Annotated in this window: 14 protein-coding genes, 1 tRNA gene and 1 other RNA gene; 9 read left to right on the top strand and 7 right to left on the bottom strand. The window is 68.9% G+C overall.

Annotated features, from left to right (window positions below):
• The first annotated feature begins 21 nt into the window (after positions 1 to 21).
• Positions 22 to 1,629: a DUF2207 family protein gene (locus tag ACQPYS_RS01080; protein ID WP_433491471.1), complete on the top strand. Its 1,608-nt coding sequence runs from the start codon at positions 22 to 24 to the stop codon at positions 1,627 to 1,629.
• A 128-nt stretch (positions 1,630 to 1,757) separates the two neighbouring features.
• Here the strand turns inward: ACQPYS_RS01080 and ACQPYS_RS01075 are convergent, their stop codons facing one another.
• The gene (locus tag ACQPYS_RS01075) at positions 1,758 to 3,035 is read right to left on the bottom strand and encodes an ROK family protein (protein ID WP_433491470.1); all 1,278 of its coding nucleotides are present in this window, start codon (positions 3,033 to 3,035) and stop codon (positions 1,758 to 1,760) included.
• A 685-nt stretch (positions 3,036 to 3,720) separates the two neighbouring features.
• Here ACQPYS_RS01075 and ACQPYS_RS01070 point away from each other — a divergent pair.
• The 3 genes from ACQPYS_RS01070 to ACQPYS_RS01060 all read left to right on the top strand — a co-directional run bounded on the left by ACQPYS_RS01070 (position 3,721) and on the right by ACQPYS_RS01060 (position 6,727).
• Complete coding sequence (locus ACQPYS_RS01070) at positions 3,721 to 4,095, top strand: hypothetical protein (RefSeq protein WP_431939455.1); 375 nt, start codon at positions 3,721 to 3,723, stop codon at positions 4,093 to 4,095.
• Positions 4,096 to 4,199: 104 nt separating this feature from the next.
• Complete coding sequence (locus tag ACQPYS_RS01065) at positions 4,200 to 6,023, top strand: hypothetical protein (protein WP_433491469.1); 1,824 nt, start codon at positions 4,200 to 4,202, stop codon at positions 6,021 to 6,023.
• A complete protein-coding gene (locus tag ACQPYS_RS01060) occupies positions 6,023 to 6,727 on the top strand; it encodes an ESX secretion-associated protein EspG (protein ID WP_063035218.1) in 705 nt (234 codons plus the stop codon). Before ACQPYS_RS01065 ends, ACQPYS_RS01060 begins: the two co-directional genes overlap by 1 nt.
• Before the next feature lie 20 nt (positions 6,728 to 6,747).
• Here the strand turns inward: ACQPYS_RS01060 and ACQPYS_RS01055 are convergent, their stop codons facing one another.
• Entirely contained in the window at positions 6,748 to 7,320 is a 573-nt protein-coding gene (locus ACQPYS_RS01055; protein WP_063035217.1) for an HhH-GPD-type base excision DNA repair protein, read from the bottom strand.
• Between the two features lie 124 nt (positions 7,321 to 7,444).
• On the opposite strand from ACQPYS_RS01055, the gene ACQPYS_RS01050 reads away from it, so the two are divergent.
• A complete protein-coding gene (locus tag ACQPYS_RS01050; protein ID WP_433492941.1) occupies positions 7,445 to 8,251 on the top strand; it encodes a methyltransferase domain-containing protein in 807 nt (268 codons plus the stop codon).
• A gap of 18 nt (positions 8,252 to 8,269) precedes the next feature.
• Here ACQPYS_RS01050 and ACQPYS_RS01045 read toward each other — a convergent pair whose 3' ends face one another.
• Positions 8,270 to 9,556, bottom strand: coding sequence for an aminotransferase class I/II-fold pyridoxal phosphate-dependent enzyme (locus ACQPYS_RS01045; protein ID WP_433491468.1), 1,287 nt, complete (start codon positions 9,554 to 9,556; stop codon positions 8,270 to 8,272).
• A 247-nt stretch (positions 9,557 to 9,803) separates the two neighbouring features.
• An RNA gene (gene ffs / locus ACQPYS_RS01040) (signal recognition particle sRNA small type) lies at positions 9,804 to 9,898 on the bottom strand.
• A 144-nt stretch (positions 9,899 to 10,042) separates the two neighbouring features.
• On the opposite strand from ffs, the gene ACQPYS_RS01035 reads away from it, so the two are divergent.
• Positions 10,043 to 11,134, top strand: coding sequence for a hypothetical protein (locus ACQPYS_RS01035; protein WP_433491467.1), 1,092 nt, complete (start codon positions 10,043 to 10,045; stop codon positions 11,132 to 11,134).
• 41 nt (positions 11,135 to 11,175) lie between these two features.
• On the opposite strand, the gene ACQPYS_RS01030 is transcribed toward ACQPYS_RS01035, so the two are convergent.
• A tRNA-Ser gene (locus ACQPYS_RS01030) sits at positions 11,176 to 11,264 on the bottom strand.
• Between the two features lie 145 nt (positions 11,265 to 11,409).
• Between ACQPYS_RS01030 and ACQPYS_RS01025 the strand changes: the two genes are divergently transcribed.
• Positions 11,410 to 12,147, top strand: coding sequence for a hypothetical protein (locus ACQPYS_RS01025; protein WP_433491466.1), 738 nt, complete (start codon positions 11,410 to 11,412; stop codon positions 12,145 to 12,147).
• Between the two features lie 30 nt (positions 12,148 to 12,177).
• Here the strand turns inward: ACQPYS_RS01025 and ACQPYS_RS01020 are convergent, their stop codons facing one another.
• Entirely contained in the window at positions 12,178 to 13,521 is a 1,344-nt protein-coding gene (locus ACQPYS_RS01020) for a wax ester/triacylglycerol synthase domain-containing protein (protein ID WP_433491465.1), read from the bottom strand.
• A gap of 109 nt (positions 13,522 to 13,630) precedes the next feature.
• Positions 13,631 to 13,828 (bottom strand): DUF397 domain-containing protein, encoded by a 198-nt coding sequence (locus ACQPYS_RS01015; protein WP_063035320.1) that lies wholly within the window; start codon positions 13,826 to 13,828, stop codon positions 13,631 to 13,633.
• A gap of 455 nt (positions 13,829 to 14,283) precedes the next feature.
• On the opposite strand from ACQPYS_RS01015, the gene ACQPYS_RS01010 reads away from it, so the two are divergent.
• Complete coding sequence (locus ACQPYS_RS01010) at positions 14,284 to 14,835, top strand: DUF309 domain-containing protein (protein WP_431939461.1); 552 nt, start codon at positions 14,284 to 14,286, stop codon at positions 14,833 to 14,835.
• Positions 14,832 to 15,770 carry a tRNA glutamyl-Q(34) synthetase GluQRS gene (gluQRS, locus tag ACQPYS_RS01005; protein WP_433491464.1) on the top strand — a complete coding sequence of 313 codons (939 nt, stop codon included), beginning with the start codon at positions 14,832 to 14,834 and terminating at the stop codon, positions 15,768 to 15,770. Before ACQPYS_RS01010 ends, gluQRS begins: the two co-directional genes overlap by 4 nt.
• The last annotated feature ends 6 nt before the right edge of the window (positions 15,771 to 15,776 follow it).

Here is a 15,776-nt window from a genome sequence, read left to right as displayed (position 1 = left end):
AGCTGTCTAAGGTTACGACCCATGCTCACTTTTCGGGGGGGCGCGCTCGCGCTGCTGCTCGCACTGACCGGATTACTCGCTGTTTTCGGGACGAGCGCACCGGCGGCCCGGGCCCAGGAGCCGGCCGGTTCGATCCTCTACCTGGATATGACATTGAACCGGGAAGGCGTCCTGGAAGTGACCGAGCGCGTGACGGTTCCGCCCGGCGAACAGTTCACCATGACGTTGCCGCTGCGGGTGCAGATCAGCGAGGATTCCGAACGCCGGTTCGCGGTCACCGATATCGAGACCAGCGGCCCGGGCAGCGCGACGATCGCCGACGATCTGTTCACCGTGGACGCGGGCCCCGGGGAGACCACGGTCCGCTATTCAGTACGCAACACGGTCAGTGATGCCGAGGGCAGTCAGGTCTTCCGCTGGTTCGGGGTGCTCAATGTCGATCTCGCCGAGATCCATGCCTCGCTCATCAGCCCCAGTTTCGAGATGGGCATCGTGGAATGCCTGCTGGGCCCGATCGGCAACACCCGGCCCTGCGCCCAGGTCCGGGTCGAACCGGACGGTGTCATGTACCTGGACCAGACGAATCTGCGCAAGGGCGAATCGGTCGACCTGACCCTGCAGATTCCGCCGGGCACCGTACCGCCGAACGCCGATATCACCGGCCCCGGCGATTCACCGTTCGCCGTGACCGGACCCGTGCTCATGGCATTCGGCCTGCTGGTGGCCGCCCTCGTGGCGCTGGCCGCCTATATCTTCTGGGTGCGCCGGCAGTCCGTCCCCGCCGAGCCGATGGAGCCGCTGGTGCGCAGCGGTGGGCGGACCCACTTCAGTTCCCCGGCCGGCATCCTGCCGGGTGAGGCCGGCGTCCTGCTCGACGGTCACTCCGACCCGACCGATATCGCCGCCACAGTGGTGGATCTCGCGGTCCGCAACTATCTGTGGATCTCGCGCATCGGCGAAACCCAGTGGCGGCTGACCCGGGTGAATCCGGCCGACGACCAGCTGCGCGCCTACGAACGGATGGTCTACGACGCGCTGCTGCCGCCCGGCACCGACGCGGTCACCATGGCCGAACTCGCCGCGCCCGGCCGGCTGCCCACCGAACCGCTGCGCCGGGCCATGGTCACCGACGCCGTCGACCGCGGTGCCTTCATCGACCCTGTCCGCCGCCGGATCCCGCTGTGGCTGGGCGGCGGCCTGATCGTCCTCGGCGCCGCGGTGACCGTCCTCGCCGCCCTGCTGGCCGGACACGCCCTGGTGGGTGTGGCAATCGCACTGGGCGGTGGCGCACTACTCGCGGCCCAGCGGTTCCTGCCGGTGCGCACCGCCTTCGGCCGGACGCTGACCGCGCAGGTCCGCGGATTGCAGCGGGGTCTGGAACAGGTCACCAGCCGGCAGATCCCGCCCGGCGACCGCGAACTCGTATTCTCCCGCGGTCTGCCCTACATGGTGGTCTGGAGCCGAGCCGACAACTGGGTCCGCACCTTCCGCGATATCGACCCCTCCGCGGACGACGATCCCGGGCTGTACTGGTTCGGCGGCTTCGAAGGCGACCGGGATCTGCACCGGTTCGCCGTGCACTTCCCGTATTTCATCACCGCGATCGAATCGCTGTTTCCCGCGAAATAACGGGATACCCCGTGCGGCGAATGCCGCACGGGGTATGTCGGGACGCTAGCGCCTCATGCTGCTTTCACCGGGCATGAGGGAGGGCCCTACGTGGTTACGCTGCGCTACCGTCTCCGGGCCCGACTCGCTCATGCCGTGACCCGGCGCAGCGCGGCGAGCGGATCGGCGTACAGCGCGCTCAGCGAGGTGACGACGGCCGCGAACTCCTGCACCTTCGAGGCGTACCCGGTGACCCGGATATCCGTGGGCGGCAGCATCGTGGATTCATTGAAGGCACGCGCCACATGCGCGAGACCGGGCCGGTAGGTCGTGAACGCCTGCCCACCGAGCACCACTCGGTCGGGGTTCAGCATGTCCCGGACCAGTGCCACTGTCCGCCCGAGCACGGTGGCCCGTTCCGCCAGCAGTTCGCGGGCCGGTTCGGAACCGCGCGCCGCGGCCCGGTAGAGGTCGGCAATGCTCGAGCTGGCTTTGCCGTTGTGCGCGGGGATGATTCCCCGTCCGACGGCGCGGGCGTGCAGCCCACGGTCGCCGACGGTCGCCTCCAAGCAGCCGCGCCGACCGCACGAGCATTCGACCTCGGAACCGGTGGGCAGATGCGCTATCGAACCTGGACCGTTGCTCGGCGTATGCACCCGGCCGTCCAGGGTCACCGAGATACCGGCGGTCTCCCGGACATAGAAATAGAGACTGCTACCGTGCGCGGCCGGGCCGGCATCCTCCGCCGCGTCCTGGCTCACGCCCGGTAGCAGCAGTTCCGAAGCGGCCATGGCCTCGACGTGCGGGGCGATCGTCACCGGGAGACCGAGAACCTCGCTGAACACCGCGCCCACCGGCGCGGCCTGCCAACCCAGTTTCGGGTGATCGACGATACCGGTACCGGGATCCACCCGGCCGCCGATCGCGACGCCCACCCATAACGGGGTACGCCGGTACCAGCGCTGCAGAAAGGATTTCGCGCTGTGCGCGACGGTTTTCACCGCGAACTCCTGGCCGGTCTGCGGGGTGGCGATGGTGAGTCCGCCGAGGATCCGGCCGCGCAGATCCGAGACCACGATCCGGGTGGACGCCGCGCCGATGTGCACACCGAGGGTTCCGAACGTGTCGTGGTCCACCTCGAACGGTACCCGGGGCCGGCCGACCGCGCCGGAAGCGGTCAGATCGGCGCGCTCGCGCAGCAGACCGGCGGTGAGCAGCGAGGACACCTGGCGATTGACGGTGGCGATGCTCAGTCCGGTGGCCCGTGCGGTCTTGTCCCGGAAGACCGGTCCGGTGGTGGCGGCCCGGAGCACGGCCGCGGCGGGATTGTCCGATAACCGCAGATCAGGGGCGACGACCGGACGAGGAACTCGGGTACGAACAGTGGAAGCCTGCGACGCGGTGCGTTCGGCGGTGCGGACAGCCATATGAATTTCCTCGATGAATAGCTCCCGCGAAACGGGATATGCCTACAACAGAAACGAGGCGGCTGGGAGATCCAAATCGCTCAACCGCGGCAACGGCGGCAACACAACTCGCGAGTGAGGGGCAGGCGCAGACCCAGAGCGGCGGTCACATAGGTGACCTTCCGCGAGTCGGCGCTGCTGGTAGACATAACAAATAAATTAACATCTCCCCGGGCGCAACACCAAGGTTTCGGCGATCTTCATCTCACCGGCCCGCGCGTTCGCCCTGCTCGACCCCATATTTCCGGCCCGCCCTCGGCGCCTTCCGATCGTGCACAGTCATTCTCGACGGCCCCACGGTGTGGTATCGGCCTCGCACCCGGGCCGCGGTGAATTCGAAACGCGGCCCGATCGAATTCTCCGTTATCGTCCGGGAAATAAGACCCTAGTTGGTCTCCGCCATTTCCCGTCGACACCCGGAGAATATTCTCCGCCGCTGTGCGGGAAATATTCCCCGGAGATCGGCGGAGAATATCCGCGTGGACCGGCGGACAATCGGAACCGCGGGCAGCCGGGCGCACTGTTCGGGTCGTCACACCGCCCACGCTTCCGAAGGCGCGCCCGGCGAATCGCGAAGACCCTGGTACACGGCATTTTCCGCTGCTATGCTCCGAGCCGACGGTGGGGAGTCCGAAGGGGGAAGACGATGCCCGTACCAGATCTGGGTCGATCGGCAGCCGTCCGCCTGTACGAGGCGGCGCGGGCCGGAGAGTTCCATATGTCCGAAGCGGCCGCGCGCGGCCTGGCCGAATCGTGCGACCGGCTCGCGGAGCGAATACGGCAGGCACGGGTGGACGCGGCCGCCCTCACCGACGTGCGGGGGTTTCCGGAGCTGCCGTCGGGCCGTGCGCTGACGCGGGGTTTCGCCGCGAAGGGCCAGGAGTACCTGGACACTCTCACCGCTTTCGAACAGACGGCACTGCGACACAAGGCCGCCTATCTGGCGGCCGCCGCACTCTTTCTCGAGGCCGATGCCGCCAACAGCGCGGCCCTCACCCGCACGGTGGCGGATACCACCTGAGATGCGGCAGTATGTCCAATTACGCAGGGGTGCAGGAAAATTGAAACTATGCGGCCCGATGCATCGGAACGGTGCGCCGGATCGCGCAACCGAGGGGGCCGACAGTGGCACAGCAGGGGCAACCGGGCACCGCGGGGGCGGGCACAGACCCGGCCTACGTACCCGACCGTGAAGTATTCGGTGCGTACACCCACCAGCAGATCTGGGACCTGGTACGCGAAGAACTGGCGCCGGCCGAACTGAGCCGTCTCGCCGATACGTGGGGACACACCGCGAGCGCGGTGGAAACGGCATTCGACGAATTCGCACGCGATCTCACCCGGTTCTCCGGGGACTGGTCGGGTCTCGCGGCGGTGGCCGCCGCCCGGGCCGCGGCCGCGTTCGTCCGTACCGGCGACGACGCCGCCGCGGTCTGCCGCGTCGTCGAACAGTTGCTCGCGGCCGATTCCACCGCCGCCGAATCCGTTCGCGCGGCGATCCCGCCACCCCCGAGCCCCTACCTACCGGATCCGGACCCGGCCGTCGAAGCCGCCGCCGGAGCACAGCGGCGCACGGTCTACAACACCGCCGTGGCGACCCTGACGGCCGAGGCCCAGGACGCCATGACCTTCGGGTACAACCCGACGATCCCGGCCAGCGGCGACGCCGTTCCCCGCTTCTTTGCGCCGGGGGACCGGGCTCCCGCAGACGAGCCGACCACCGCGGGGGCACCGGCACCGGCACGGCCGGACACCCCCGCGGCGCCGCCGGCCGCGGAATCCCAGCGCGGCCGCGCCCCCTCCGCGGAGGCACCCGACCCGCCGCAATCGGCGACCCCGGCACCCGTGCCGGACGACACCCCGAATGATCCTGCCCGCGAGCCCGATTCGGAACACCCCGATTCAGATCCCGGATCCCCCGCCGCTGTAAGCGGCGGAGAAAGCGACCATTCACCGGCAACACCGCGGTCGGCCGCCGAAACCGCGGCACCGGCCCCTTCTCCCACGGCACCGGCGCCGGCTGCCGATGGACCCGAGTCCTCTCCCGATGCACCGGCGCCGCTTTCCGATACACCGGCGCAGCCGTCCGATACACCAGCGGCACCGACGAATACACCGGCACAGCCTCCCGCGGCACCGGCACCACTTCCCGATACGGCAATGCCGCCTTCCGATACAGCAGCGCTGTCTTCCGACGCAGCGGGCAATCCTTCCGACCCCCCGCCGGCAAGCCATGCTGCCGGTTCGGCGGGCACGGTGGCGACCGCCACCGCCCCGGCCACGCTGTCCACCGCGCCCACCGTGGATCACGTCGCCGCCGACAGCAGCACCGGAACCACCGCTGCGCCCCGGGCGCCGGGCCCGATACCCCAGCAGACGGCCCTTCCGGACCGCGGCGACCCGAGCCCCGCTCCCGCGCCGACACCGCCGCGATCGCCCGCGGCGGTGGCCGGGTGGAGTCCGGCGGAAACGGCCGGCCGCGCCGACAGCGCCCAGGCCGCACCGCACGGCGGCCACCGGCCCGGCCCGGCCAACTCGGCGATACCGTCCGCCCCCCGGTCCCCCACCCCACCCGATGCCGACGCAGGCGCATCGGCCGCCCAACGTCCCGGCCAGAGCGAACAGATAGCCCGCTCGGTCCTCTCCCGCCCAACCACCGAAGCGGCCGGGGAATCAGTCGCTTCCCCGGGCACCGGGACGGAACCGGGGATCTCTCAGCGCTCCGAACACCCCTGGACGCGGACGGTGCGACCGAGCGGCTTCCCGCTGCCGGCCGCCCCCGGACCGTTGCCGGCACGCGCACCCGAGGGCGAACGCAGCAGTCCGGACTACCTACACAGGCCGAACGAGCAGCTGACCGCTACCCCGCCCGCCGTTCCGCCGGTTTTCGGTGAATACACCGGGACCGAGGACCCGGACAGAACGCGACCGGGTGACGGGAACCGCTGATGGACTGGGTGTTCACGCCGGACGAGTTCGGTCATATCTGGCAGACCGAGACCGGGCTCGACCGGCGGCCCCACCCGATAGACCTGGCTCCCCGGGCCACCGTCGGCACCGAGAGTGCGCGGGCCGCGTTGGAACTGGACTCCCGGTTTCCACCCAACCACGATGCCGATCTCACTGGTACGCTGCGCTTCCTCGCCCGCACCGATGTCACGAGGGTGACCGTCTTCGGCGACGAGTTCGATGGCGACCGGCGCCGCCCCGACCCGATCCTCGCGCTCGCCGTCGCTTTCGGGAACTGGGGCGCGGTGATCCGCGCGCATTCGGGGCGGGTGAGCGTCACGGCCTGTCATGCCCGGAATATCGGTAAACACCTCGCCACCGCGCTCGGTCCGGCCGCGCCCGGAACCCTTCCGGCCATGCGGGAACCACGGGAGGCCGTCCTCTGCCCGGATCCGGGCCGGCGACAGCCGAGCCGGGCCGAACGGCTGCGCGAGATCCTGCACCGGCCCATCGACGCGCGGGGCTTCTTCACGGTCGCGGTGGCCCCGGAGGATCCCATGTCACCGCCACCCGTACACCGCACCTGGCTGGATTTCACCGGCGACGGCCGTTATCTACTGGCCGCCGGCAGCCATCTGGCGCTGACCCCGGTCGGCGAATCCGAGCTGGCCGCCGAACTCACCAGGCTGGCGCGGGTCCGCTGACCCGCCCGCCGGAGGACAGGTCACTTCTGCTTGGCGGCGGCCTTCATCTGCTTCTTGAAAGCGCGCACCTCTAGCAAGGTCTCACCGTCGACGATATCGGCCGCCGAGCGTCGCGAACCCGGTTCGGCGTAGTCCCCGGCAGCCGCTTCCCACCCGGCCGGCCGCACCCCCAGCTGCTTACCGAGCAGCGCCAGGAAGATGCGGGCCTTCTGGTCGCCGTACCCGGGCAGCGCCTTCAACCGCTTCAGTACTTCGCTGCCGTCGGGGTCGCCGACGGTCCAGATCGCGGCCACATCCCCGTCGTAGTGTTCGATCACGTAGCGGGCGAGGTCCTGGATCCGCCGGGCCATGGACCGGCCGTAGCGGTGGATGGCGGGCGGGGTCGCGGCCAGCTCCTCGAACTCGGCCTGGTCCGCGGCCGCAATCGCGTGGATATCCAGTCCGCCCATCCGGTCGGCGAGCTTCTTGGGGCCCCTAAACGCATGCTCGAGCGGATACTGTTGGTCCAGGAGCATCCCGATCAGCAGCGCCAGAGAGCTCTCCGAGAGCAACTCGTCGGCCTCGGGTTCCTGTGCCAGACACAACTTGGCCATGCCCTGCTCCTCACTCTGGACTACCAGCGATGATCCCACGGGCGACGCGCCGCTCTCCGCTAGGCTCGCCCCCATGCCAGACACGGCGACAAAGCCACCCACCACACTGGATGGACACGGACCCATGGACAGTTTCGGGTTACGCCCCGACCGTTTCGATCCCGCGGGCCAGGACCAACTGGTCGATATCCGCGATCTACAGGCCACCCTTCCGGGACTCACCCGGCTACGCGACTGGGCACACGAGGCCTTGGCGCTGCGGCCGGGCGAGCACGCGGTCGATATCGGCTCCGGTACCGGATCGGAGGTGATCACCTTCGCCGACGCGGTGGGGCCCACCGGTTCGGCGGCGGGTGTGGAACCCGATCCGCACCTGCTCGCCGCGGCCGTCGCGCGCGCCGCCGAGGCGCATTCGTCGGCCACCTTCCATTCCGGTGACGCCTACGGCATCCCATTCGGATCCGCCACCTTCGACGCCGTGCTGTGCGAGCGCGTATTCCAGCATCTGACCGCGCCGGCCCGGGCCGCGCGCGAAATCGCCCGGGTCCTGCGTCCCGGCGGCCGGGCCGTGGTGATGGACGCCGACTGGGGTTCGGCCATCGTGCACCCCGGCGAGCATCGCGTGGTCCGCGAGGTCGTGGACACCCTCGTCTCGGCGACGACCAACCCGTACTCGGGCCGCAGGCTGGCGGGTCTGCTGACCGCGGCCGGACTGGAGGTGGCGAGCACCGGCTCGCAGGCGCTGATCCAGAACCGTTCGGCCGGAGCCGGGGCGCTGGTCAGCCGGATCTCCGCCATGGCAGTGGCCCGGCGGGTGATCACCGAGGCCGAACGCGAGAAACTCCTCGCCGATCTGGCCCGGGGTGCGGCGGCCGGTGATATCCACCTCTCGGTGACCATGTTCGCCGTACACGTCCGCAAACCCGCCTGACCCCGGGACCCTCCGCTTCTACTTCAGCAGTTTCTCGGTCGCTGCCAGCAGCACGCAGGTCGCCAGGCCGTCCATGGCCTGCTCGAGTTCCGGCAGCGCCGGGAAACTGGGGGCGATCCGGATGTTCCTGTCCTCGGCGTCCTTCTTGTACGGGAAGGCCGAACCGGCCGCGGTCAGCGCGATTCCGGCGTTCTTCGCCAGTTCGATCACCCGCGCCGCGGTGCCCTCGAGTACATCGAGGCTGATGAAGTAGCCGCCCTTCGGCTCGGTCCAGGACGCGACCTTCGAGGCGCCCAGCCGCTCCTCGAGAATCCGCAGGACGAGCGCGAACTTCGGCTCCAGGATCGCGCGATGCTTCTGCATATGCGCCCGCACCCCGGCGGCATCGGTGAAGAACCGCAGGTGCCGCAGCTGATTGATCTTGTCCGGGCCGATGCTCTTCTTCCCGGCATGGCTCAGGTACCAGTCCAGGTTTTCGGTCGAAGCGCCGAAGAAACTGACTCCGGAGCCGGCGAAGGTGATCTTGGAGGTCGAGGCGAAAACCAGCGGGCGGTGCGGGTTTCCGGCCGCCGCGGCCAGCGAGAGTACATCCAGTACCGGTGCCGCGGTATCGGTGAGCGGGTGCACCGCGTAGGCGTTGTCCCAGAACAGCCGGAAATCGGGGGCCGCCGCCGGCATCGAAACCAGTTCGCGCACCACGTCTTCGGAGAAGACGACACCGGTCGGGTTCGAATAGTTCGGCACCGCCCACAGACCCTTGATCTGTGGATCGTCGGCCAGCAGCTCGGCGACGACCCGGGTGTCGGGCCCGTTGTGCCGCATCGGCACGGGGATCATCTCGAAGCCCAGCGATTCGGTGATCGCGAAATGCCGGTCGTAACCGGGGCTGGGGCACAGGAACTTCACGGTGGGTTCGTCGGCCCACCGCCGCGGCGAATCGGGTAGCCCGAACAGGGTCGCGAAGGCGATGGCGTCGTGCATCAACTCCAGGCTGGCATTGTTACCCGCGATCAGGTTGTCGACGCCGATACCGAGCAGCTCGCCGAAGATGGCCCGCAGTTCCGGAAGTCCGTGCAACCCACCGTAATTGCGGCAGTCGGTACCGGTACCGTCGCGGAAGTCACCGTCGCCGGGCAGCGACAGCAGCGCCGAGGACAGGGCGAGTTGTTCCGGCGAGGGCTTCCCCCGGGTCAGATCGAGGGTGAGCTGAGCAGCCTGCAGCGTCGCGTAGTTCGCGGACTGGAGTTCGTGCTCGGCGGTGAGTTCCTCGGGACTCATCAAACCGATCTGCGTTTGCCGGGGCATCGTGGACAGCCTTTCCAACTACCTGGTGAATGCTCGCTTACGGACGGCCCCTGGGTCCGGCCGCCCCGAGCCACGTTACCCGGGCACCCGCCGCCACCGGGAGGGGTTGGGAGTCTGCGTGCTGTGTTCGATTGCCCCGCCTTCGGCAGGTCCGGCCGAGGCCCCGTCGGCATCGGCCACCGAGATAGACCATCCGGTGCACGAAAAGGCGGACCGAGATGCGTCCCGGGCAGAAGACCACGCCTGAATAAGGGGACCCCGCGCACCCGGCAGAGCCCGTTGACCCTTGCTGCCTTCCGGCCCTGGGGGAGTTCACAGGATGCGCGCCGCGCGGGATCCGTCGGCCAGTGTAGCGGCTACCCCCGCCGCGCGCTGCGGGGGGCCGGTACGGCTCGCGCCGGGCCGGGTACGGGCAGGCCCCGTGCTCGCTACCATTCTTCTGAGTCGGAGGGGGACATTCCCTCACCACACGAGGGGATGGCGAGGATGACCCAGGAGAATCCGCCGGAGCACGAGCGCGCGGAGCAGACGAAGTGGTGGGAGACACCCGGCGGCGGGGTGGGCGAGCCGGGGCCGGGCAGCACTCCAGGCGCCGATCCGACGATGATGAACCCGAACGCCGCCGCGCAGTTCCCCAGCGACCAGAACCCATCCGCGGCACCGTCGTACTCGAGCGGTCAGCAGCAGTATCCGAGCGGGCAGCAACCGTACTCGAGCGGTCAGCAACAGCAGTATCCCGGTGGACAGCAGTATTCGAGCGGGCAGCAACCGCAATACCCGGGCGGACAGCAGCCGCCGAGCGCGCAACAGCAATTCCCGAGCGGGCAACAGCAGTATCCGAGCGGGCAGCAGTACCCCGGCGGGCAGCCGCAGTATCCGACCCAGGGCCCCGCGTGGCAGTCCGGGCCGTCCGGTTTCGGAAGCCCCACCGGATACGGGGCCGCCGCGGCCGCTCGCTCGCGGTCCAAGAACAACACCGCCCTGATCGTGGTCGGCGTGGTGCTGTTCGTGATCCTGCTGATCTGCGGGATCGGGGGGATCGCGCTGGTGAACTCCGACTCGGGGTCCGAGGGGGCGGACGGCGACTACGGCATGGAGAACGTCACCAATGCCTGTGACCTCGTCGACGCCTCCGTCCTGGACCAGTGGGCCGCCAACCGCGACGAGACCACCCATCAGGAGGACGCCCCGGCCAGTTACGGCGGCGGATCGCTGAACTGTCAGGTCAGCAATGAGGGCACCGACTCCAACAGCGCCCGGCTCGGGCTGGACGTCACATTCGACAGCGAATACGGCTCATACGGCTACGACGACTGGAAAAAATCCGATACTGCCACCACCGGCACGGATTACTCCTCCGGTGCGGTGACCGAACTGGGCGAGGACGCCTACTACTCGTCCCAGGTCAACGACTACTCGTCCTTCCAGACCCTGGACTACACGGTCGCGGCCAAGGACAGCAACGTTTCGGTCAAGGTGAGCCTGTACATCACCTACGACGGTGTGGTGGACCGGTCGACGGTGGATCGGAGCTGCCGGGACCAGGTCCGCAAGGTGCTCGACGAACTGCGCAAATGAAACGAATCCGCCGGTAGCGTGACTGCTACCGGCGGATTCGGTGGCGGAGGATGCGGGATTCGAACCCGCGAGGGCTGTTAACCCAACCCGCGTTCCAGGCGAGCGCCATAGGCCACTAGGCGAATCCTCCGCCGAGCAGCATACCTGCCACCCCGGCCCATCGTGAAAACGCCCGCTCATACCCCGTTCGGACCCCGGCACACCGACCGGCCTCATAGCACGAATCCCGTTATCGGGCAAGATATCCAGCAGTTTGCCGCGCTGATCACCTAATTGTGACGGCCGTCGCGCCTACTCGCGCCGACGGTGCCATGATGGGCGCCGTGGATCCCCAGGTGATCGAAGTCGTTCAGAGTTCCCCGGCTTGGTGGCAGTCGTGGCTGCCACTGCTCGGTGCGCTCGTCCTCGGCGGCGCGGCGGTGATCGCGGTACTGGTCAACAACCGGACGAACCGAGATGCGATCGCTGCCGCCGACGAGCGCGCTCAGCGCACCCTGGCCGCGGCCGCCCAGCAACAGAACGACAGCGCGAAACGCCAGGTCGACACGACCCGGTTGCAGCTCGACGCCGCCCATCACCAGGTCGAATCCGCGCACGCGGTGGCGCTCGGGCAGGCGGGTGAGAATTGGCGCCGCGGCACCGTGGTGGCCGCGATAGCCGATACGTTGAGTATGTCCGGCCGGCTCTGCCAGGCGCTGCGGCGGGACGAGGAGTGGACCGACGAGCTCATCGGCGATCTGATCCACGATCTGGAGGACGGCTCGGAACGCGCGAATGTGCTGCGCCTGGTCGGCTCGGATCACCACTACAAACAGTGGCGCCGGCTGGCCGATACTCTCTCCGACGCGCTACTGGCCGCCCTTACGCTACAGCGCAAGAAACTGCAGGACGCCCCGGCCGAGGAGATCCGCGCCGCACGCGACCACAAGAACCAGCTGCTCGGCGAGGTCCGGGCGGCCGAGCGCGAACTCATCGGCGCCACCCGCGAAGAGTTGGACATCGAACCGAACTGAGCGATCGGCGCGCGACCGGGCCGTCCTCGCTCAATCGGCGCCGCGTATATCGCGCAATGCCGCACGCAGGTGTTCGGCATAGTTGTCGAGGTCCGGGACGACCGCGGGATCGGCGTGTAGGGAGAGGGTGACGGTGTCCCCAATACCGTGGATACCGTGCGTGAGGTGCATCACCGTGCCGAGTGCGGGAAAGCCGCCGGTGAACCGGACCGGGGCCGCGCCGAAGCGCAGATCGGCCGGGCCGCGGTCGACGCTGGAGACAACGGTATGGCCGGTGATCCGGTCCGGTACGAGATCGATCGGGTAGTTCCGCACGTCGCGTCGCAGTAGCAGCGGCGGAAGTACCGCGGTCACCGCGTCCTGCGCGGCGAGTAGTGGATGGACGGCCCGGTCTCGCCGGGCGGCCAGATCGGCGGCGATCGCCGCGGCCCGCCGCACCGGGTCGTCCGTACCGATCGCCAGATCGACGCCGAGGCTGCGATAGTTGTTCCGGACTCCGGGCCGCGGCGGTGTCGCCATCGGCACCTGAGCGCCCAGGGCAGCGGCTTCCGCACCGCGCTCGCGCAGATACCGCTGGAGCGCGAGCGATACGGCCGTCAGACCCACCACTGTGACGCTGCGGCCGGGCATCCGGAAATCCACCGTCCGACAGACCAGCATCCGCACCGCATGGCCGGTGACCGCGCCCGGCACATTGAGCACCCCCGGCGGGTAGCCCGGCGCGGCCGGCGGCACCTGCCCGGCGGCAGTGAGTTCCGCGAGTTCGTTCCGGGCCCGGCCGGCGGCGAGTCCGCGCCGGACGGTCCGCGCGATACCCGATGGCAGGGCCAGCCCCCCGCGCCCCGCCCGCACTGCCATCCGGGCACGCGGTACCGGGCGCGTGGCCGGTGTGGACGCGGCGCCGGGGTCGTCGGTGAATAGGGCACGGGCGATCCGGGACGCGCCGCGACCATCGACCAGTGCGTGCGATATCTGCAACACCACCACGGTCACCGTCGGATCGGGCGCCGGACTCTCCCGGATACCGCGGAAGACATGCAGCCGCCACGGGTACCGCACCGCGTCGACTCCGGTGCCGAGCAACCGTCCGACGGCCGCGAGCAGGTCGGGCCAGTGCGGCCGGTCGAGCCGGTGCGTCACGAACTGGTCCGGTTCGGGTTCGGCGGGAACCCACACCGGGTAGGACAGGCCGGTGGGGTCCGGGCACAACCTGACCAGCAGTTCGGGGATCGCGGCACACCGTTGGACGAGCGCATCGCGCAATCTGGTGTTCTCCCAGGTGGATTCGGTGAAGCAGTAGAGGAGGAACTGGTCGTTGAGGGTGCGCCGGGAGAGCCAGTACATGGTCGCGTCCTGGGGCGCCAGCGGGGTCACCGGCCGACCCTAATGGATGCCGCCGTCCGCGCCCCGGTCGCGGTCCGCGCACGCAAAGGCCCCGGACCCGCGAGGTCCGGGGCCGCCTTGCCTGATATCGGGAAAACCGTCAGGCGCCGTGGAAATCCGCTGCCGTTACTCCGGACAGGAACTCGGCCCACTCGCCCGGCGCGAAGGCCAGCACCGGCCCGCTGCCGTGGTCCTTCGTATCACGGACCGCCACGTTGCCGTCTACGAGAAATGCCACCTCCACGCAGTTCCCGTCCGGGCCGCTGTATGTACTCTTCCGCCACACAGCACCCGTCATATCCACCTTCACGGCACTGCACTCCTTCGCTGCGTCGATAATGATATTCGATACCTGCATAGTTCCTGACTTGCTGGTATCCGGCGGATACCACCGAATACACGGATGCACGCGCAGATAGCGAGCAAATATCCGGTATGCCAGGATCGGACTCGCACTTCCGCGAACACATCTGACGCGGTGACCCAAAACCCCATGTGAGGGCGCCCCGCACTTCGAACACTAGCAGGTTCACACCAGATTTGCCGCTCTCTTGTGAACTGCGCCAATGCGTTTGGCAACGCTGCTAAGATGCCGTATTGCTGCGTAATTGCAGACTTATAAGGATGGCTTTGCTTCAAAAAAACCGGACCGGACCACTAATGGCCGGAAGTGATTGTTATGTGATGGCCTGATTATCATTTGTCAATACCCCTACCGCGGCGTCGATCGTGCCGCGGCGGGATGATGGCGGCATGCCCGAACGCGATCGAGACGAACAGGGGCGCGCCACCAACGCCCGGCCCCGGGACCGCCTGGGGCGCCCGCTGCCACCGGGCAGTCCCGGCGTACCGCGGATACCCGACGACCTGGACCTCGCTCCCGCCGCAGCCCTCGACTACGCCCAGCAGCTGCTGGATCAGGGGCTGGCCTTCAACGCGCACGAAGTGCTGGAATCGGTCTGGAAGAACGGCCCGGACGCCGAACGCATGCTGTGGCAGGGTCTCGCGCAGTACGCGGTCGGCCTCACCCATATCCAGCGGGGAAACCCGAAAGGCGCGCGTACGCTGCTGGAACGCGCGGTCGGGCGGCTCCGGGCCTTCGATCCGGCCGCCGCCGGGTATCCGGCGGGAGAACTCCCCTACGATCTCGACGGGCCCGGCCTCATCGCCCACGCCGAAACTCTGCTGACGGAGCTGACAGTCACACCGGAGAACAACGGCGTCACCGCCGGACACGAACACCGGGCACCGGCCGGGATCGACCGGTCCGGGCTGATGCCCCGGCTGCGCCGGGACATACCATGACCCCGATGCCGATCACCGAGTCCGCCGCATTCGCGGGGCGGTACGCGCCCAGCCCGTCGGGGGATCTGCACCTGGGCAATCTGCGTACCGCCCTGCTGGCCTGGCTCTTCGCCCGGAGTACCGGCCGCCGATTCGTGCTGCGCGTCGACGATCTGGACCGGGTGCGGTCCGGCGCCGAGGAACGCCAGCTCGCCGACCTGCGCGCCATCGGTCTCGATTGGGACGGACCGGTGACCCACCAGTCCGACCGCCTCGACCACTACGCCGCCGCCGTGGACCGGCTCACCTCCGCGGGACTGACCTACGAATGCTTCTGTACGCGAAAGGAAATACAGCGGGCCGTCACCGCACCACACGGACCCCTGGGCGCCTACCCCGGCACCTGCCGTGACCTCTCCCCCACCGAACGCGCGCGGCGCCGCGCGGCCGGCCGGCCCGCCGCAGTGCGGCTGCGTTCGGCCCGTTCGGAATTCGAGATCACCGATCGCCTGCACGGCCGGTACCGGGGCCCGGTGGACGATCTGGTGCTGCGCCGCGGCGATGGAATACCCGCCTACAACTTGACCGTCGTGGTCGACGATGCCGAACAGGGGGTGGATCAGGTGGTACGCGGTGACGATCTGCTCCCGTCCACACCGCGGCAGGCCTATCTGGCCACGCTGCTCGAACTGCCGATACCCGAGTACGCGCATGTGCCGCTGGTACTCAATACCGCGGCCAAGCGGCTGGCCAAACGCGACGGTGCGGTCACGCTGGCCGATCGGCTCGCGCGCGGGGAAACCGTCGGCCAGGTGGTGGGCAGGCTCGCCGGCTCACTCGGCCTGGTAGGTCACCGTGCGGCCGAACTACTCCCCGGATTCGACCCGGAACGGCTCCCCCGCGAACCCTGGGTGCTCGACCCCGACAGCTTGGTGGTCGCGGGCCGCTGTCCGTAACCTGGC

Source organism: Nocardia grenadensis, assembly GCF_050942415.1.
GTDB lineage: Bacteria > Actinomycetota > Actinomycetes > Mycobacteriales > Mycobacteriaceae > Nocardia > Nocardia grenadensis.
The sequence above is the reverse complement of the archived record's forward strand: the minus strand, read 5'-3'. Positions and strand labels throughout refer to the sequence as shown.